Source organism: Marinobacter sp. LV10R510-11A (genome assembly GCF_900215155.1).
In the GTDB taxonomy this organism is placed as follows: Bacteria; Pseudomonadota; Gammaproteobacteria; order Pseudomonadales; family Oleiphilaceae; genus Marinobacter.
The window spans coordinates 1,349,405-1,368,787 of the sequence record NZ_LT907980.1; the positions used below are offsets into that span (position 1 = coordinate 1,349,405).

Genomic DNA, 19,383 nt, shown 5'->3' on the forward strand with positions numbered 1-19,383 from the left:
CCTCTATTTTCGATATTAAGAAGATCCTGAGCAGTTTACGGGCTAAATCGACCCGCGGACTTTAGTTTCTCCGCGTGTTAACCAAAAAACCATCAGCACCGCATGGATAACCAGAAAAGGCACGGCAATCATCACAAGCGCGGACCAGCCAAGCCAGGAGAGGATAACACCCGCCGATAAAGCGGCTGTCGCTTGCGACCCAAACACGAAAATGTCGTTAAGGCCCTGAACCCTGAAACGTTCGGCATCTGTGTAGCCACGGGGTAGCAAAGTTGTGCCGCCCACAAATAGAAAGTTCCAGCCAACGCCCAGTAGCAACAGTGCAGATAGATAGTGATGAAAACTAACGCCACTGGCAGCCAGTACAATGCACCCCAGGTAGGCCAGTAGCCCGACTGCCATCATCAGAGGTATGCCCACCACCCGTGTCAGCCAACCGCTGATAAGCGATGGCAAATACATAGCCATAATGTGAAGTTGAATGACCCGCTTGGCATCATCCAGATCGTGCCCCGCCATTTCGGTCATGCTGAGAGGCGTTGCCGTCATGATAAAACTCATCACCGCATAGCCAATGGCAGCGGCACTCATGGCCGCCCAGATCAGCGGATTGGCGAGGATTTCCCGCAGTGGCCTGCCACCGCCTGCATGGGTTTCTCTTGCCCTCTCAGCTTGCGCCCGATAACCAATGCTGAGTATCACCAATGCAGCAAACTGAACACCCGCCAGGCCGAGCCAGCTTATAAGGAACGGATAAGCAGCTTCTGCCCCGCTGCCAAGTGTGGCAATTTCAGGCCCGAGCCATGCGGCAACCAGGCCGCCGAGCAACACTCGTGCGGCGGCTGAGCCGGCCATGTTATCGGGCACGGACTCCATTGCAGCAAAGCGGTACTGATGCACCACCGCCAGCCCGGTGCCACCGACAACAGCCGCTAGACAAAGCAGTGGAAAAAGACTGAGCCAAGACGCGAAAGCACCTAGGCACCCGGCCAGCATACCCATGCATGCACCAAGCAGCATCACACGCTTGCGACCTAGCCTCTCCATTAGCCAGGTAGCCGGCTTTATGGCGAGGACCGTACCCAAAACAACCAGCCCCACGGGAAGAGTCGCGTACTCCGGAGCAGGCGCAAGCAGCCTTCCCTGAATACTCCCGATAAATACAATGAAGGGCGCTGTGCACATGGCCAGAGCTTGTGCCGCTGCCAGCACCCAAACGTTAAAGGGCATTGCTTATTTTTTCCTGTAAATAATCCCGGGGTGGCACTGCACCATTTCATACAAATCTGGTAGGCCATTTAGGGACTCAGAGGCGCCAAGAATCAAGTAACCACCGGGATTCAATGTGGCATGAATACGGGTCAGAATGTCTTTCTTGAGATCTGCAGAAAAGTAGATTAGCACATTGCGACACATCACTATGTCGTATTTGCCGAGCATGTAGCGCTCGAGCAGGTTGAGCTCTTTAAACTCAACCAAGCTTTTGATCTGCGCCCGGATCTGCCAGCCCCCATTTTCAGAAGGCGTAAAGAACTGTTTCTGCCGTTCCGGAGACAGCCCTCGCCCAATGGCGATCATCTCGTACTCACCACGGCGGGCCACCTCAAGTACACTTTTCGAGATGTCTGTTGCCGTCACTTTTACATCACGCAGTTTGCCTGGCTTCTGACGTCGGAACTCATCGACGATCATGCCAACCGAATAGGGCTCCTGGCCGGTAGAACAAGCCGCAGACCAGATTCGTAAAGGCGCCATGGAAGAGCGTGTAGCAAACTCCGGAAGCAGTTTTTCCTGCAAAATCCGAAACGGATGATTGTCGCGAAACCAAAGGGTTTCGTTGGTGGTCATCGCATCGATTACTACCTCTTTCAGGTTGCCCCGCCCCGGTCTATTCAGGCGACCGAGCAGTTCCCCCAAAGAGTTCAAATCGTTCTCTTCCGAAATCCGCCGCAACCGGCTTTTCACAAGATACTGTTTGTTTTCGCCCAGCAAAATACCACACGCATCCTGCAGGAAGGATTTGAAGGTTTCATATTCCTGTGGGGTGATTTCCGCTTTCATTGGTTCTCAGTTCTGGTCGATAATTTCCATGATGCGCTCAGCGAGCTCATCGGGGCTGAATTTGGCCATAAAATCATCCGCCCCGACCTTCTTGACCATGGCCTTGTTGAATACACCGCTCAGTGAGGTATGAAGCATAACAAAGAGGTCCGTCAGTGCGGGATCACTTTTTATTCGGGTAACCAGTGTATACCCGTCCATTTCAGGCATTTCCACATCAGAGATAATTAAGGACAGATGGTCGGTTGCTTTTGAGCCGTCCGCCGTAATTTCCTTAAGATATTCGAGCGCCTGCTTACCATCGTTCCGGGTTACCACATTCATGCTAATAGCTATAAGGCAGCGCTCAATCTGGCGGCGCGCAACGGCAGAATCGTCCACCACCAGAACTGGCAAGTGCACCGAAACCCGCTCCGCGCTTTTGCTCCGAATTGCATCGGTAACATCCTCCCGAAGCGGAGAAACCTCGGAAAGAACCTTTTCTACGTCTATGATTTCCGCCAGTTTATCATCAATCTTGGTAACGGCTGTAAGGTAGATATCCTTACCGGCTCCTTTCGGAGGTGGCAGAATGTCTTCCCAATTCATGTTCATGATCCGGTCTACCCCGGTTACCAGGAAACCCTGGGTCTTTCGGTTGTACTCGGTAATGATCACAAAGCTGGTCGGCAAGTCTTCCTGAGGAATTCCTGGCAAACCTATAGCCATACCCAGATCAATAACCGGAATGGTTTCGCCGCGGATGTGCGCCACGCCACGAACCACTGCACGGCTGTTAGGGATGGAAGACAGCCTGGGGCACTGGAGCACCTCTTTAACTTTGAACACGTTGATGCCGTATATCTGGCGGCCGCGCAAACGGAAAAGAAGGAGCTCAAGCCGGTTCTGACCGACCAGCTGCGTGCGCTGGTTTACACTGTCCAATACCCCTGCCATTGCAGTCTCTCCTAGCTGGCCGGATAGCACCGGCACGCATTTTGCTGTTCTATTAAATAAATTGTCAGAGTGACGTAATAACGTCGCCCGCAAGCGGATCAGCCTGTTTAACGGCCAGGGCACCGTATTCCTTAGGCATTTTTAATGAATTCTGCCGTATTACTGACAGCATAGGACAAACGAGGACATATGCGCACCCAGCTTTTAGTATTGACCTTGTTCATGGCTCTAACCAGCTCAGTGCAGGCACAAACCACTGCGAACGAGATACACGAAGCAACCTTGTCGTTTCTTGAAGCCTTTGCAGCAACGCAGGCTGAAAGGGATTACCAGGTTACGTTCGAGACTGGCAATATCGACAGCAGAATTGCACTGGCACCCTGCTCTGCCGCTCTAGCGGTCGAATTTACCGGTGACCCGTGGAAAAGCGAGCACCCCTCGGTACAGGTAGCCTGCATCGGCGAGCGTCCGTGGCGCATGTTTGTTACAACCACGGTTTCCATCAACGGCCCCGCACTGGTCGCGACCCGCCCGCTTGGTCGAGGCGAACGCATAACCAGCAGCATGCTTAAAAGCCGCTCTGTTGTGGTGAATGCTAGCCGACGGGGAATAATAACGGATGCAGACTTGGTGGAAGGCATGGTTGTACGCAGGCCGGTTAATACTGGCTCAGTTCTAACCCCCGATCTGCTCGAAGCGCCAGATGCCGTTAGCCGAGGAGATCATGTTATCATCACCGCCCGCAACGGATCCTTTTCGGTTCGTTCCCGGGGCAAAGCCCTGGCCAACGCGTCCGTTGGTGAGCAAGTTTTAGTGGAAAACCTTGGTTCGTCCAGGACTGTAAGAGCGAACGTCACGGCGCCCGGGCACGTCGAGGTGCCGATGTAGCGCGCAGACGACATGGCAGGACTTTTCCGCCGGCAAAAATATGCCGCCAGATCGTCACCGTCTCAAGCGCCCCATGGCGCGTTACAGAATGTTAACAAAAAGTATATATCTGCCCCTAAAGTATGCCGGCAATGTGCCGTTAAGCGGATATAAACCCGAGTCAGCCCACCCATGTGTGGCTCAACCGTAAGCAGGTATCGATATGTCAGTTGACTTAAATGGAATTGGCCAAGGCCAGGTCAACACCCAAAGAACCACGGCCGACAAGCCCGCCAACAGCCCAAGTGCCAAGCAAGCCGCTCCAGAGCAGGCCAACGCTAAGGCCCAGAGTGCGCGCGGCGAAAACGTTAACTTGAGCAGCCAGGCTAGGAATCTTAAGCAGCTGGAACAGAAGCTGGGGGATTACCCTGAAATGGATGACGATCGAATCGAAGAGATTCGTTCAGCGCTCGAAAGCGGCACCTACAAGATTGATGCAGAAAAGCTGGCCCAGAAAATGCTTGATATGGATAAAAGCATATTCGGGTGAGTAAATCATGGCTGCAATTGATGTTCTGAAGAATCTTCTTTCCCTGGATATCCGCCAGCTAGAAACTCTGGCGGATACTCTACATAAAGAGAAGTCTTGTCTTTCCGGTTCCGATACCAAAACGCTCGACACACTGACTCAGGAAAAGAATACTGTACTCGGGGAGATCCGTGAGCGCGCGAAACAGAAAATTCATCTGTTAGTGGCAATGGGGTTTCGGCCAGACAGTGGCGAGCCTTCACGCTTTATTCGCAGTGCCGGCCTTAACGATCTTTACACCCTTTGGCAGGAAGCAGACGCAAAGCTTCGTGAGTGCCATATTCTCAACGAGAACAACGGGCGTATTCTTAATCACCTGCAAAAACGACTGACCCGGCTTACGGATATTTTTCGAGGAGCTTCAGGTCAACAGAAGCTATACGGCGCCAAGGGCCAGCAAACAACCGTATCAAGCCGCACGGTTTTCGCCAGCGCCTGATCAACGGGTGTAGATCGTCATTCGGGAATCAGGGTGGAAGCGGATGTCCGTAATGCTAACGTTACCCATAGCAGGACTGCCGCCACCGCTGACCCGGATATTATCCATACGAATCTCTTCAATGCGCTCCGGAAAGGCCATGGTGATCGCGCCGTCTTCACCCACAACATACCGGGGCTCCCCTTCGCGGTAATGCACGCCAGAAATTGAAAGGTCTGAATCCAGCAGATTGAGCACGGGAACGAACACATTGGCCGTGAGTTTCATTCCCTCAATAACATCAGGCTTTAGTTGGCCGCTGCTTTCATCAGAACCCGGGTTTTCCGCCATACCAGCAACCACGCCAATTTGGTAAAGCAACGAGCTATTGCCTTGCCCGGCAACCGCCGACAACTCGCTTTCCGTCAGTGGCGCCATTCCTGTCGCATCAAAAAGCTCCCCAGCTTCTGCCGCCTGAGCTGCGTTGGCATTATTGCTCGCCGCAAACGAAACCAGCGGCTGAAACGGCAGAGCTACCATGGTGACCATTGCTGCCGCGCTACGATAACGGGATTGGTGCTTCAACACCCGACCGAGCTCTCTCTCGGTTATCCAGCCAGCCGTAATGAGCACCTCACCCAGGCGTTTCCCGCTCTCACGCTGTAGCTTGAGGCCTTCTTTTACCTGCCCCTCGGACAAATAACCACGATTGACCAGCAGCCGCCCAAGCCGTGACTTTTCCTCAAACCCTTTACGGAATCTCACTAGCCTCTCCCCTTTCTCACAGTGATTACCGTACAACCCGGCCCGGTGAGTAATTTTCTACGCAATGGCTCCCAGAAAAGGTTAGTTGATAACGGCCAATTCTGCGCAAGCGTGTTTCCCGAACTGTGAATCAAATCTGTTAAGATCGGAGAACAATTGAGTCTATGTAATTATTGCAGGAAAACCATCTGCCGCTAACCGACTGAGAGCCAGGTAATGACAAATTTGGTAAAACCCTTGAGTAATGTGATCCACGTCGTAGTTATGTTTCTCGGCTTATCCCTTTTAGCACTTCAAGCACACGCGCAAACTGACGCCGATAGCGTAAAAGCCGAATTGCCTAAAGTCCGGATCCTCACCAGCGAAGGTGCCATCGAACTGCAACTTCGCCCTGATGTGGCCCCGAAAACCGTTGAGAACTTCCTGCAATATGCCCGCGATGGTTTTTTTGACGGCACAATTTATCACCGGGTTATTCCGGGTTTTATGGTTCAGGGCGGTGGTTTTACTAAGGAGATGACACGCAAGGAAACCCGCACACCCATCCAGAATGAAGCCTCACCAACCATGCCCAATCTCCGTGGTACGGTGTCCATGGCACGAACCAACGCCCCAGATTCTGCAACGTCCCAATTTTTCATCAACGTAGCAAACAACGATTTTTTGAACGCCGGGGTTCGCGGAGCAGGCTACACGGTCTTCGCTAAGGTAACCGCAGGGATGGGCGTGGTGGATACCATTGCTAAAGTAAAAACTGCTCGTGTTCGGGGCATGGCCGACGTGCCGGTGAACCCTGTGATCATCGAAAGCGTCACCCTGCTGGAATAGAAGAACACGGCGGAGCACCTAGAATGACTCTCCCCACTGTTCCGCCAGCAATAGAGCCGGCGGAGATAAGCTGGCACCACGGCGTTCCCGAATCCAAGCAATTCGGGGATGGCTATTTCAGCTGCAAGAAAGGGCTGGAAGAATTTCGTTGCGCGTTTATTGAACACAACAATCTGCCCGCGCGTTTCTCCTGTGTTTCTGAAGCAGGCTCTTTCGTGGTTGCAGAGGCCGGGTTTGGTTCAGGCCTAAGCTTTCTTGCCACATGGCAAGCTTGGCTAGCCTGGGGCCCATCCCACGCAGCGACACTTCATTTCGTCGCCTCTGAACGTTTTCCGCTGACCTCGCAGGATCTCAAAAAAGCGCTTTTGGTGTGGCCAGAGCTCGGGGAACTAGCTGAGGAACTGGTTGCCAGTTACCCACCACTGGTTCGAGGCACCCACCGCATTGTTTTGGCCGGAGGCCGGGTTCGCCTGACACTGTTCTTTGGTGACATGCACGACGCCTGGAACACACTGAGCTTTAAGGCCGATGCTTGGGTACTGAACGGTTTTGAGCCAGCTATAGCCCCTGAAACCTGGCAAAAACCTGCTATTAGCGAGGTCTGCCAACACAGCAAGCCAGGTGCGTCTAAAGCGCCGGTGCCCTCCGTGGCTTTAATTGGGGCTGGCATTGCCGGGTGCCTGCTCGCGAACAACCTTGCCCGCAGAGGCTATGTCGTTACGCTAATAGATGCTGCAGATGAACCCGCATCAGCCGCATCCGGCAATCTTCAGGGCGCCATGTATGTAAAACTCGGCGTGGAGTTTAACCATCAAACCGAACTCGCCCTCTCTTCACTAACGTTCAGCCAGCGGTATTACGCCCCGTATCGGGACCAGTACTGGCACCCAACCGGCCTGATTCAACTGGCTTGGAGTGACACTGAACAGTCTCGCCAGCGTCGGTTTATTGAGCGTAACCAATACCCCGAAGACCTTCTGCACCCGGTCACCCGGCAGGAAGCTGAAGCGCTTACAGGCACCAGCCTCATGAGCGGTGGCTTATGGTTTCCCGGTTGCGGTTGGCTGGAGCCCGGCAAACTTTGTAAATCCCTTGCGAAGCATTCGGGCATTCGCAAGGTGCTCACTTACTCGGTTGAGAAAATCGAGCCGTCTGAGGGCGAATGGCATATTTCCGGAACCGACCCGGACAACCCGGACATTCGCGCAGATCAAGTGGTTATCTGCGCCGGGCACCTGACCCCACAATTGATCCCGGGCTCGGGTAGTTTCCGCTTCAAGGCTATTCGTGGGCAGGTCACTCACTTACCTGAACCCCTGATCAACAGCCCTCAGGCTGTGATTTGCGGCGCACGCTATCTCAACCCTGCCCACGGCCTCCAGGGCGAACGGCTAGCCGTTATCGGCGCTACGTTTGATCTTCACAGCGATGAGCCTGCCCCCACAACTGAGAGCCACCGAGAGAATATCCGGGAGCTTTCATCAATGGTGCCAAACATCCTCTCAGAAGATATGGCCGCCGGGGATCTTCCGGGGCAGCTTGCGGGGCGCGTTGGGTTTCGTTGCACAACCCATGACTATCAGCCCGTAGCCGGGCCGCTTTGTGATATAGAGGGGCAAGAAGTGGAAGGGCTTTATCTTTTGACTGGTATGGGTAGTAAGGGCCTCACCTATGCGCCTCTGCTCGCGGAATTTGTAGCGGACCAGTTAACGGGGCAACCTAGCGCCCTGCCGATATCCCTAGCAAAAAGGCTGACGACCGCGCGCATGCGACAACTAAAGGTGGCGTCTTCGTAATCAATCACTGTTAATGATCTGCACTCACCCGCCGATACGCTGTATGAAAGGTTTGTTTTCCAGAGGGTAAGACAGGTGTCTATTTTTGTTAGCGAACCAGGCCGTCCAATAGGGACAAGATTACCGGACGTACTCCGGGGGCGTCGCGTGGGCAATGTCAGCGAGCTGGCAGAGAGCCAACCGATCAACCCTGAGCGTGGCGAAGCAACGGATGCTGAGTTTCAGCTAGCGGCGCAATCCGGCCGGCATCGCGCGTTGGAAGAGTACGGAGCGGCCGCCGCCGGCGAACGCAAGGAACAGCGGCCTTATCTACCGATCTCCTCTATTTTCACCCCTGCAGTTTACACCTTACCCGCCTCCGCAACTGTCGCAGAAGCAATCACCACCATGTCCGAGCAAGGCGCAAATCACTTGGTTGTTACCGCAGACACTCATGTTGCCGGGCTCGTAGCGCAACAGTGGCTTCTGGCCTGGCTTCACGAGCACCAAGGCGATGCCATGAGCCAGAGCCTGATTCACATAGAGTTACCGGCATTTCTGACGGCCTCTCCTGAAACCGATGCTCACCAGCTTGCTAGGCTGATGCTGGCGCACCGGCTCAATGCCGCGCTAGTTGTGGACTCTCATAATGAGCCCGTGGGTGTCGTCACCAGCACGGACTATTTACGGTTGTATGCCAGCGCCGATGGCCAGCAAGGCAGTGTTTAGGATGTCAGCAACTAAGGGGTCAGCAACACACCCTCGGGGCTGAACAGCAATATCACCCACTTTGAACCCTGGCGTGTCAGCGCTACAATTTCGTCATCCCGGTAGTTAGCGAGTCGTGTGATCTCTGAGTCACCAGCATTGAGCTGGTAGCGCCACCGGTTTCGGAATACGTCACTTTCTTCGTCTGGCTCCGCTTCGGGCACCAGTGACATTCGAGCGATTATTGCGGAGCTGCTGCCGCTGGTACTGGCAGAGCCGGTGAAGTCGCCATCGGTAAGGCCTGCAGCGACCAAGTCACCGGAAAATCCGGTTAGTGCAGCGAACTGCTCTGTGGACGCATCCCCTTCATCATTCAGATTGAACGCCCGGACAACGTCGCCGCCAATGGTGTAGCCGAGTACAAAACCGCTTTCGCTAGAGATAGGCGTGCTCGTCAGGCTCAAGCTGCCCTCTTCCTCTTCGTTTTCCTCTTCTACCTGCGTAACCGTGTATTTATTACTACCGTTGCCCAGTAACCACAAGGTGCTTCCTTCCACTACACCGCTGGTAACATGCTCATCTGCACCGGTGCCGCGCTGATTTACGGTGAGGCTACCGTCTCCAGATGCCGTGGCGTAAAAATACGCGTCCTGCCCTCCCAATGAAGACTCACCGTTAACGGCGCCCTGGGCAGACCCGAATAATAGCGGGCTTATACCTTCGGCATCTCCACCCGCAACCTCGTCATTTGCGGAAGATCCGGCCTGGCGCGTCCAGGCCAACTCTGCAATAAAACCGTTTCCATCAGCCAGTGAATCTATACGCTGCAGAAAACTGTCAACCCCCCCTGCAGATTTTTGTTCTGGCCATTCGCCATCAGTCTCGCCGGCAATCACAACAAAACCACTTGCAGAGTTGATGCCTGCCCAGCGAACCACATCGTCGCCTGCAGTGCCCGTGCGAGTCGTCCAGGTTTCAACATACTCACCCGCGTTACTTGTTTCGTCGTACCAGTACAATGAACTGACAACATCCTTGCCGCCCAGCCCTGTCGTGCCGTTTGCTTCGGCATCTGTGCTGTAAGCCACCACAAGCTCAAAGCGGTCGCTCTTGATGTTGTTCTTTGTTACTTGGCGCTTGGCCAAGCTGATCACCGGCTCCGGCGCGGACAACTGGTCTCCCGGTGCCGATACCTCAAGCCCCTGAAGCAAGTCACCCTTTTGATCGAATAGTCGCACCAGAACCCTGTCGTTATCCGCGCTATCGTACCCGGCTACAAACATTCTGCCGGCATGTCCCACGGCCATATCGGTTGCGACAAAATCACCGCCGGGGTTTGTAATCAACGGAGACGTAAGCTCATTGATACTAACCCGGAGCATGCTCTCGCTCGCCGCCCGGGCGTAGTTTTCTCGGCCAAGTTGAAAGACCGAATTCAAGCTTAGCAGAATAAAACGATCGTCTGGGCCAGGGTTAGAATAGGAGGCAGAATCAGCAATATTCACCGTAAATCTAACCTCATCGGTACCCTCCAAAAACTCGAGCTCATCATTCGGCAGGGTTGTACTGAACTCAGTACCGAGCCGGGCTGAGGAATCTTCCGAATGCCCCAGCTTGGCTCGGATTGTTCCGTCGCGCTCACCAGTCAGGCGCGCAACGTATGTCCGGGAGCCACCAACATTCAGCGTATCCCGTGTTCCACCATGCATGGTTTCCAGGCTTACCGTCGGCTCGTTATCATCAATCACCAGTGTGGTACGCACGCCGCCATTGGTTTCTCCCAGCCCTGCAAGGCCAGAACGTACTTCCGTCAGATCCAGACGTGCCGACTCTGTAGGCTCGGGAAAGCTGTCATCAACCACTTCAAGTCGAATATAGCACTCGGTAATTCCAGGCTCGAATGTGATAACACCTCCCGTATAGACTCCGGTGTTATCGGCTTCATAGGTCAAATAGGGAAGATCTTCCAACAGTGGGTCACTGGCGCTACCAAGAGCCACGATATCCTGACCAGGAATGGCATCACCAGCGTTTGCCTGGCTGTGATCGCAGCGTTGATGAGGGCCTGTAATCCCCGGATCGCAGCTAGAGGCGTCGTAATCTGATGTTAGTTCGAACGCTACGGCTACTCGGGTTACTGAGGGCCGATCCAGTATCACTTTTGCGAAAACCGGCCGGGTAGGCAGGGTAAGATCGCGGGTACCGGAGACATCACCATTGTCATCGTATGTATTAATGGTAAAGCTGTGCTCCCCTTTCGTCTCCAAATCCGGCAATTCACAACGCTCCCGACGGGTGTCCGGAATGGTCGGAGAGACACCTTCTGTAAACGTTTCTGCTTCAAGTGACAGGGCATTGTATTTCACTTCAATATCGAACGGCTGGGCACCTGCCATTTGGCCATCGGTGCTCACCAAATTAATACCTGTTAGCTTACCGAGATCGGCATCGCCGCGGGCACCACCCGTGAGGCCAGGCACACCGCGCATGATAATGCCTTGCCGGGCTTTGTTGCTGGTATCTTCAAGGGCCAGCCAGGAAGGGGTATTCGTCAGCGTGTAGTCGAGTATGTCTTCGCCGCCGTATGCACCAAAGTTGTAGTAATACTCCACACCCAAATAGGCAGTCGTCGGTGGAATGCCCAGAATGGTTGGCTGATCCGGATCTTTCTCGGTTTTACAGCCTGAGGCAGTAACGACAAGCAGCAATACAGCAGCAACCTGCATGGAGATGACAGTGCGGGGAAACAACTCGGCGCGCATGGAAAAATCCGTTTCAAAACGTTGTTGTTATGGCAGTGCGTGCACGCGGGTTCGAGCCAGCGATTTACACACCGTTACAGAACAACACCATGTTAGCCAGTTTCGGAAACGGGGTATCTGCGCGAGTTCTCAGATTCACCGGCCGGCCACAGTCCCGCGGGCTTGGATTCCTGCAAACTGTGACGCGAGTGCTTACAACTGCTCATGCTTCTTCAACATATCCAGCAAACCTGTTTCATCAAGCACCTGCACGCCGAGCTGCTCTGCCTTCACCAACTTGGACCCGGCGGCCTCACCCGCCACAACACAGGCTGTTTTCTTCGAAACGCTACCCGCTACTTTTGCCCCGAGCGCTTCCAGCTTTTCTCGGGCTTCATCCCGTGTTAGTTCTGACAAAGTGCCTGTAAGCACCCAGGTCTGGCCCTGAAGCGGCTTCGCGCTAGCGGTAACCTCCTCTTCCTGCCACTTCACGCCGGCTTCACGCAGGGCGTCGAGGGTTTCACAGTTATGGGGTTGTTCGAAAAAACGACGAATATGGCCAGCAACGATCGGCCCAACGTCCTGTACAGCTATGAGTGATTCCTCATCTGCCTCTGCCACAGCCTCTAAGGTTCCGAAATGCGATGCGAGGGATTTTGCCGTTGCCTCACCCACTTCGCGAACACCCAGCGCATAGAGAAAGCGCCAAAGCACTGGTTGTCGGGCGCCATCAATGGCCGCGACCAGGTTACTGGCCGACTTTTCACCCATGCGGTCAAGACGGGTTAAATCCTTAGTGGTCAGGTGATAGATGTCCGCAACGGTTTTCACCATGCCTTGATCAACCAGAATATCAATCCACTTATCACCTAAGCCCTCGATATCCAATGCTTTTCTCGAGGCATAGTGGCGAATCGCTTCTTTTCGCTGGGCCGGACAAAACAGGCCGCCGGAACAACGGGCAACCACTTCGCCTTCTATCTGAATAACATCGGAGTCGCAAACCGGACACTGTTTCGGTAGTTCTACCGTTTTTGCGTTGTCTGGCCGCTTTTGGGTAACCACCTTCACGACTTTCGGGATAACGTCGCCGGCCCTGCGGATAAATACCGTGTCGCCGATATGCACGTCGAGACGGCGAATCTCATCCATGTTATGGAGCGTGGCATTGCTCACCGTTACTCCACCCACAAACACCGGCTTGAGCCGCGCAACGGGTGTAACGGCTCCCGTGCGCCCCACTTGAAACTCCACGTCTTCAATAACCGTGAGTTCTTCTTGAGCGGGAAATTTTTGAGCAATTGCCCAGCGCGGTGCACGAGACACAAACCCAAGTGATTTCTGATAATCCAACCGGTTTACTTTGAACACGATGCCATCAATCTCATACGGCAGTGCATCGCGCTTGTGCATCAATTCTTCATAAGCCGAGAGGCATTCGCTAGCACCCTGGGCCTTGCGCATTTCAGGGTTAATCCGGAACCCCCAGCGTTGGACTTGCTGGAGGCTCTCCCATTGCGTATCCGGCAACTGGCTTTCGTCGATAACCGCGACGCTATAGGCGCACATTTCCAGAGGCCGCTTTGCGGTGATCTTGGATTTTTTCTGGCGCAGGCTGCCGGCAGCTGCGTTCCGGGGGTTTACGAAGGTTTTTTCGCCCTGATCTGTCAGCCGGCTATTTAGCGCCTCGAATCCGGCTTTCGGCATATAGACCTCTCCGCGAACCTCCACCAGATCCGGAATACCGCTGCCTCGTAACCGCAGCGGAACCGATGGGACGGTGCGGATATTTGCCGTGATATCCTCCCCGGCATAACCATCACCACGGGTCGCCGCTCGAATAAGGGAACCTTGCTCATAATGCAGACTGACAGCCAGCCCATCCAGCTTCGGCTCACACACGTACTCAACGTCGTTATCACCGCCGAGCCTCTCTCTTACCCGGCGATCAAAGTCGCGCAGCTCGTCTTCGCTGAATGCGTTATCCAGGGACAGCATGGGCAAGCGGTGGACTACCTCTTCAAAGCTGGTCTCAGTTTTGCTCCCTACCCGCTTGGTTGGCGAATCATCCGATGCCAACTCCGGGTTGTCGGTCTCAAGCTTCTGCAATTCTCGGAATAAGCGGTCATATTCCGCATCCGGAATACCGGGATCGTCCAGCACGTAATACCGGTAATTATGCTCATCAAGGGCCGACCGCAGTTCCTCTACCCGCTTGATATCATCCGGTGAAGGCTTGATCATAAATTCGTGCTCTTGGCTATCAAAAAAATGCCCGGAGTTATCCGGGCATTGTTCGTTTCGTTCTGACCCCGGCCGGCTCAGTGACGTGGCGACCGCTGCTTGCGTTCATACTCGCGGATGCGTTGCCGACAGTGCTCAATTGTCTGCGCGGTCATCACGCTGCGACGCTCATCTTTAAGATCGCCACCAAGATTACGAACAACGCACTGGGCGGTTTCAAGCATAAAATTAAAGGCCTGCAACGCACTGGTTGGCCCCGGCATACTCATGAAAAAGCTGATGCCTGGCGTCGTCATGGCAGCTACGTTGTTAGGCGTGAAGGTTCCCGGCTCCACCGCATTCGCTACGCTGAACTGCACTGGGCTGATGGTATCTTCTGCCTCATGGCGGTGATAAATATCCATATCGCCATGAACCAAGCCGCACGCTTCAAACAACTTCTGCAAAGCCGTTCCGCTGAAATCCTTCCCCTGAGGCGCTAGCACGTTAATCACGATAACCTCGCGAGCTTCCGGACGGTTAGCTCCAGCCAAAGGCAGCGCGGGGTCAGGGCTTTTAGGCTCGCGGCGAGCCGTATCTTCTTGCTCTATGGACGAAAAGCCAGATGCTTCACTGCTTTCGTGTGCCCACTCTTCGTTTTTATCCTGCGCGGGCTCTGCGTGCGCAGGATTCTCTGCAGGCGAAGAGGTATTGTCCCGCAGAGTTTCACGAACGGGCCGTGTCGGCTTTTGTTGCGTAACTTTGGAGCGCGATGATTTTTCACGTCGCACGTATCCCCGCTTCTCAAGCGTATCGTTTGAAATAGCCCTCGCGCCCCCGCTCGGTAGCTCGGGGTTATGATATTCATCCAGCGGAGATGCTTTCAGGTTATCGGCGCCCATGCCGGAAGAAATCGCAATAGATTCCTTCCGGGCGCGGCGCATGCGCCTTAAACCATCAATAACGATGCCGATGATAACCAGGGTGCCGATGGCAATTAACCATTCCCTAAGTGACATAGTGCTGCTGTCCTGTTTGCAGATCGGATCCGGGAGCGAATAAAGTGCTCTGGCTGCTACTTTAAAAAAAGCGCGTAATGAATACAACGCAAAGCCATGTCACATGGCCTTTTTGTCATTGTTGTCGGAATTTTGGTCAGGCCGTTTTTCAGGCTTCCACCAGTGCAACCGCCTCCTCTACATCCACGGTGACCAGGCGGGAGCAACCTGGTTCGTGCATGGTAACACCCATAAGTTGATCGGCCATTTCCATGGCAATCTTGTTGTGGGTTATGTAGATAAACTGAACCTGGTTCGACATTTCCTTGACCAGATTGGCATAGCGGCCAACGTTTGCATCGTCCAAGGGCGCATCAACTTCATCCAGCATACAGAAAGGCGCGGGGTTGAGTTGGAAAATGGAGAACACCAAGGCAATGGCAGTTAATGCTTTTTCGCCACCCGAAAGCAGATGAATTGTACTGTTTTTCTTGCCTGGCGGGCGCGCCATGATTGTCACACCCGTCTCTAGAAGGTCTTCGCCGGTGAGTGCCAGATAGGCGTTGCCGCCGCCAAATACTTTTGGAAACAGAGTTTGAAGGCCTCCATTTACTTGATCAAAGGTTTCCTTGAAGCGCTGGCGGGTTTCTCGATCGATTTTTCGGATGGCGGTATCTAGAATTTCCAGCGCTTCGGTTAAGTCGTCATGTTGGCTGTCGAGATAGGTTTTGCGTTCGCTCTGAACCTGGTACTCGTCAATCGCCGCTAGGTTGATCGCCCCAAGGCGCTGAATACGGCTGCCGACTCGGTCAAGTTCTGCTGCCCATTCGTCTTGGTTTGCCTTCTCGGGCAACTGCGACAGTATGTCCTGAAGCTTTACATCCAGCTCCTCTAACTGCTCGATATAATTTCCTGAGCGGATCTCCAGTGCTTGGGACTCCATCTTCAGCTTTTCCAGCTTAGAGCGGACGTCCTGAATTCGGTGATCTGTACCGCTTCTGCCCTGCTCTTTTTCCCGCACTTCGCGATCAATTTCTTCCAGTGCATCACGCGCTACACCAAGCTTTTCTTCCTCGGCAAGCCGGCGATCCAGCAGCCCTTCAAGCTGCATCTGCAGGTCTTCCATGGGCTCTTCGGCACTTTCCCAGGACTCCCTGAGCATTTCCAGGCGCTCCTCCAGACGCTCTTTCTGCATTTGCATTCGGTCGATGGTCTGGCCCAAACCATCCCGTTGACTGCTGAGCGTTTGCAGTTGTAATTGCAGCTGATGGGCATGATCTCGGTCGTGGCGGGCTTCCTGTCGCAGGTCATCCAGCTTTTCCCGAAGCAGGTCACGCTGCTCAAGCAGGCGCTCTTTTTCGTCGTCGCTATCTTCCGTCAGGGCCAGCGCCTGTTGCCATTCTTCACGGGCAATGCCGAGGTTTTCCTGCTGGCTTTCCAGGTTCAGGGCTACATCAGACACGTCCTCGTGAATGCGTGCGAGGCGTGCATCGATCTGTTCGGCACGGGCGCGTAGCCCACTAACTTTAGAGACCACCAGGCTAAGCTCACGGTCTGTTTCGCTCAGCCGTGCTTGGGCACCATCCCTTGCAGCTTCCGCCCTTTCAGTACGCTCCTGCAGGGCCTCATAACGCGCACTCACTTCCTCCAGGGCCTGCTCAGCTTGCGCCAAGTGGCTTGCTAGCTCGTCAACTTTTTTCTGCCGCTCAATAACACCAATCTGACCGGCATCAGAATCTGGCATCAGCACCCAGTCACGAGCCACCCAAACACCTTCACGGGTGATAATACTGCGGCCTTCCGCAAGCTTAGCCCGCTGCGACAAGGCACCACCAAGGGTTTCCGCAGTATCGATACCCACCAACATGGCATTTACAGACGGCATTCCATTAACTTTCGCTGCCAAACCCTGAGCAGGCGCCCCGCCGCCAGAGCCGGGCTGAATAACCGCAAGGCCTTTCGGCGCGCCCTGTAAAGCCTGGGACAACGAATCGATATCGGGCAGCAACAAGCCCTGACTGAATCGCCCAATGATCTGTTCCAGCGCAAACTCCCAGCCATCGTCTATGTGAAGTTTGCCCGCAATCCGGGGCAAATTGCCTAGTTCATGCGCCGCAAGCCATGTCTGTAACGTGTCATCTTGCCCGCCCATTTGCTCATCAAGTAAAGACTGCTGGGATTCCAATGCGGCTTGCAGGCTTTGCCCTCGCTGTCGAGCGGCGGCCAGGCCCTGTTCGGTATTTCGCTGGCTATGGCGGGCATCGTGGAGCTCGTCCTGTACTGCGTCAATACGTTCCGCCGCTTCTTCTCGCTGTAATTCCAGCGCTTCTTGCTGCTCCAGGAACGCCTCAAGCCCAACGCGATCAACCTGTCCGTCAAGCTGTGCTTGCTCATCGTGAAGCTTTCGCTGCCGCGTCAACAGCTGCTCTATAGCTTCTTCTAGGGAGCGGATTCGAGATTGTGCAAGTTCCGCCTCACGGCGAGCGTCAGCAGAGCGTGAGCTAAACTCTTCCCAGCGCTGCTGCCACTCGTTCATTGCGTCTTCCGCCTGCTGCAGTTTCTCTCCGGATTCATCAGAACGGATAGCCAGAGCTTCCTGCTCCGGCTCAATCATGTTTAACTCTTCGCGGATCGTGGCCAATTTGTCTTCGTCTTGGCTCAGTTCCCGCGCGAGCTCTCGCTGATTGGCCATGGCCTGGTCTAACTCCGCAGCGGTCTGCCGACTGCGTTCGCGCTGATGCTCAAGGCTCTGCTCAATACGGGCTATATCCGCGCCGGCTTCGTAATAGCGGGCCTGGGCACGGTTAAAGTGTTCCGTACGTTCATGATGGCTATCACGCAGGGATTCGAGGGACGTTTCAAGGCTGATGCGGCCGGTAAGCTGCTTCTCAAGCTCCAGTTCCGTGTCACGGATTCTGTCGCGCCACGTTTGTAGATCGTTATCCAGAGCCCGCCAGCGCAGCACCGTTAGTTCTGCTTTTTTCTGGCGCTCGTCGTGTTTGTAAGATTTGTATTTTTCCGCAGCAGCCGCCTGACGCTCAAGGTGCTGCAACTGGCGACCCAGTTCTTCACGAAGATCGGTGAGTCGCTCAAGGTTTTCCTGGGTGCGACGCATTCGGTTTTCCGTTTCCCGACGACGCTCCTTGTATTTCGATATGCCGGCTGCCTCTTCAATGTAAACTCGCAGCTCTTCTGGCTTAGACTCGATCAGCCGTGAAATCATGCCCTGTTCGATAATGGCATAGCTTCGGGGGCCGAGACCTGTGCCCAGAAACAGGTCAGTAATATCTCGGCGACGGCACTTGGAACCGTTGAGGAAGTACTCAGACTGGCCTTCGCGGGACACTCGGCGGCGCACTGATATTTCGTTAAAGCGGACGAATTCTCCCGGTGCAGACCCATCGGTGTTATCAAATATCAGCTCGATAGTCGCCTGGCCCACCGGCTTGCGGGCGGTGGAACCATTGAAAATAACATCGGTCATGGATTCGCCGCGCAGGTACTTGGCGGAGCTCTCCCCCATCACCCAGCGGACAGCATCGATGATGTTGGACTTACCGCAACCATTGGGGCCAACCACCGCCGTCATATTGGTGGGGAATGGAACCGTTGTCGGGTCGACAAAAGATTTGAACCCGGCAAGTTTGATGGACTTCAGGCGCATGTCACGCGCTCTCCTCCTCCCTGAGAATGCTCAATATCTGCTGGCGCTGATGTTCACCGAAAGCCTGTATTGCGGATTGCAAACGCTCGGCGTCGCCACTCAGTGCGGCCTCGCCAAGGCGCTGGAAGAATATCGCAGTCTGCCCAATGCCTTCTCGAAAATTCTCAAGAGCAACAAAATAGGTACGACTGATTGCTGGCCTGAAGTTTTCCAGGGTTTCTTCAAGAAACGGGTTCTCTACCAGCTCGTAGGCATAACGCATTACCCCGAAGCCCGCATCGATCACTTTCTCAGCAGCATCTGGCCCGGTTGAATTCACCGCCTGAATAACGGCCTCAACTTCCCGGACTCGCCTCATAACACCGCCCAGTTCGTCACCGCTCCAGCGTTCGATAACTTTGCGCCCGAGCATGCAGAGCAAATCGATGTAAATGTCATAGAGGTTGTTAACACTGGCCACCGTCAAGCTTGAAACGACAGCACCCCGGCGGGGGAAAATCTCAACCAAGTGCCTACGCTCGAGAATGAGCAAGGCTTCACGGACAGAGCCCCTGCTAACGTTGAGATCACCCGAAACCTTAAGCTCCTGAATGCGACTTCCAGGCTTCAGTTCCCGCGTAACAATCCGCTGGCCCAAATGCTGGGCAATTTGTTCGGAAAGACTTTCTGGGGCCTGAAACGTCATACAAAATGCTGCTCACGTCTGAATATTGGTGCGGATATAAGCCCGAGAGCTTACCACAGGGGCTCTTCATCCCCACCCCCTCAAACGGGCATTTTATGCCAGTGTGCGTATCCGCCGGAAGAAGC

General features: G+C 54.4%; 15 protein-coding genes. 6 read left to right on the forward strand and 9 right to left on the reverse strand.

Features of this window, described 5'->3' with window-relative positions:
- Positions 1-42: 42 nt before the first annotated feature.
- The 3 genes from CPH80_RS06485 to CPH80_RS06495 are packed head-to-tail and all read right to left on the reverse strand — an operon-like array spanning position 43 to position 2,997.
- On the reverse strand, positions 43-1,230 hold the full coding sequence (locus CPH80_RS06485) for an MFS transporter (protein WP_096276234.1): 1,188 nt from the start codon (positions 1,228-1,230) through the stop codon (positions 43-45).
- 3 nt (positions 1,231-1,233) lie between these two features.
- Positions 1,234-2,061, reverse strand: coding sequence for a CheR family methyltransferase (locus CPH80_RS06490; RefSeq protein WP_096276236.1), 828 nt, complete (start codon positions 2,059-2,061; stop codon positions 1,234-1,236).
- A 6-nt stretch (positions 2,062-2,067) separates the two neighbouring features.
- Positions 2,068-2,997: a chemotaxis protein CheV gene (locus CPH80_RS06495; RefSeq protein ID WP_096276238.1), complete on the reverse strand. Its 930-nt coding sequence runs from the start codon at positions 2,995-2,997 to the stop codon at positions 2,068-2,070.
- Positions 2,998-3,186: 189 nt separating this feature from the next.
- On the opposite strand from CPH80_RS06495, the gene flgA reads away from it, so the two are divergent.
- From flgA to CPH80_RS06510, 3 genes are all read left to right on the forward strand, one after another.
- A complete protein-coding gene (gene flgA / locus CPH80_RS06500; protein ID WP_096276240.1) occupies positions 3,187-3,885 on the forward strand; it encodes a flagellar basal body P-ring formation chaperone FlgA in 699 nt (232 codons plus the stop codon).
- Between the two features lie 202 nt (positions 3,886-4,087).
- Entirely contained in the window at positions 4,088-4,414 is a 327-nt protein-coding gene (flgM, locus tag CPH80_RS06505; protein ID WP_096276242.1) for a flagellar biosynthesis anti-sigma factor FlgM, read from the forward strand.
- Positions 4,415-4,421: 7 nt separating this feature from the next.
- Complete coding sequence (locus CPH80_RS06510; protein WP_096276244.1) at positions 4,422-4,892, forward strand: flagella synthesis protein FlgN; 471 nt, start codon at positions 4,422-4,424, stop codon at positions 4,890-4,892.
- On the opposite strand, the gene CPH80_RS06515 is transcribed toward CPH80_RS06510, so the two are convergent.
- The gene (locus tag CPH80_RS06515) at positions 4,893-5,636 is read right to left on the reverse strand and encodes a pilus assembly protein PilB (protein ID WP_096276246.1); all 744 of its coding nucleotides are present in this window, start codon (positions 5,634-5,636) and stop codon (positions 4,893-4,895) included.
- Between the two features lie 216 nt (positions 5,637-5,852).
- Between CPH80_RS06515 and CPH80_RS06520 the strand changes: the two genes are divergently transcribed.
- The 3 genes from CPH80_RS06520 (at position 5,853) to CPH80_RS06530 (ending at position 8,968) form a co-directional block, all read left to right on the forward strand.
- Entirely contained in the window at positions 5,853-6,464 is a 612-nt protein-coding gene (locus CPH80_RS06520) for a peptidylprolyl isomerase (RefSeq protein WP_096276248.1), read from the forward strand.
- 23 nt (positions 6,465-6,487) lie between these two features.
- Complete coding sequence (mnmC, locus tag CPH80_RS06525; RefSeq protein WP_096276250.1) at positions 6,488-8,260, forward strand: FAD-dependent 5-carboxymethylaminomethyl-2-thiouridine(34) oxidoreductase MnmC; 1,773 nt, start codon at positions 6,488-6,490, stop codon at positions 8,258-8,260.
- A 75-nt stretch (positions 8,261-8,335) separates the two neighbouring features.
- Positions 8,336-8,968: a CBS domain-containing protein gene (locus tag CPH80_RS06530; RefSeq protein ID WP_096276252.1), complete on the forward strand. Its 633-nt coding sequence runs from the start codon at positions 8,336-8,338 to the stop codon at positions 8,966-8,968.
- Positions 8,969-8,979: 11 nt separating this feature from the next.
- Here CPH80_RS06530 and CPH80_RS06535 read toward each other — a convergent pair whose 3' ends face one another.
- The 5 genes from CPH80_RS06535 to CPH80_RS06555 form a co-directional block, all read right to left on the reverse strand.
- A complete protein-coding gene (locus CPH80_RS06535) occupies positions 8,980-11,709 on the reverse strand; it encodes a hypothetical protein (protein WP_096276254.1) in 2,730 nt (909 codons plus the stop codon).
- 192 nt (positions 11,710-11,901) lie between these two features.
- Positions 11,902-13,932 carry an NAD-dependent DNA ligase LigA gene (ligA, locus tag CPH80_RS06540; protein ID WP_096276256.1) on the reverse strand — a complete coding sequence of 677 codons (2,031 nt, stop codon included), beginning with the start codon at positions 13,930-13,932 and terminating at the stop codon, positions 11,902-11,904.
- A gap of 77 nt (positions 13,933-14,009) precedes the next feature.
- Complete coding sequence (gene zipA / locus CPH80_RS06545; RefSeq protein ID WP_096276258.1) at positions 14,010-14,930, reverse strand: cell division protein ZipA; 921 nt, start codon at positions 14,928-14,930, stop codon at positions 14,010-14,012.
- A 148-nt stretch (positions 14,931-15,078) separates the two neighbouring features.
- Positions 15,079-18,573, reverse strand: coding sequence for a chromosome segregation protein SMC (smc, locus tag CPH80_RS06550; RefSeq protein WP_096276259.1), 3,495 nt, complete (start codon positions 18,571-18,573; stop codon positions 15,079-15,081).
- Between the two features lies 1 nt (position 18,574).
- The gene (locus CPH80_RS06555; protein WP_096276261.1) at positions 18,575-19,258 is read right to left on the reverse strand and encodes a GntR family transcriptional regulator; all 684 of its coding nucleotides are present in this window, start codon (positions 19,256-19,258) and stop codon (positions 18,575-18,577) included.
- Positions 19,259-19,383: the final 125 nt, after the last annotated feature.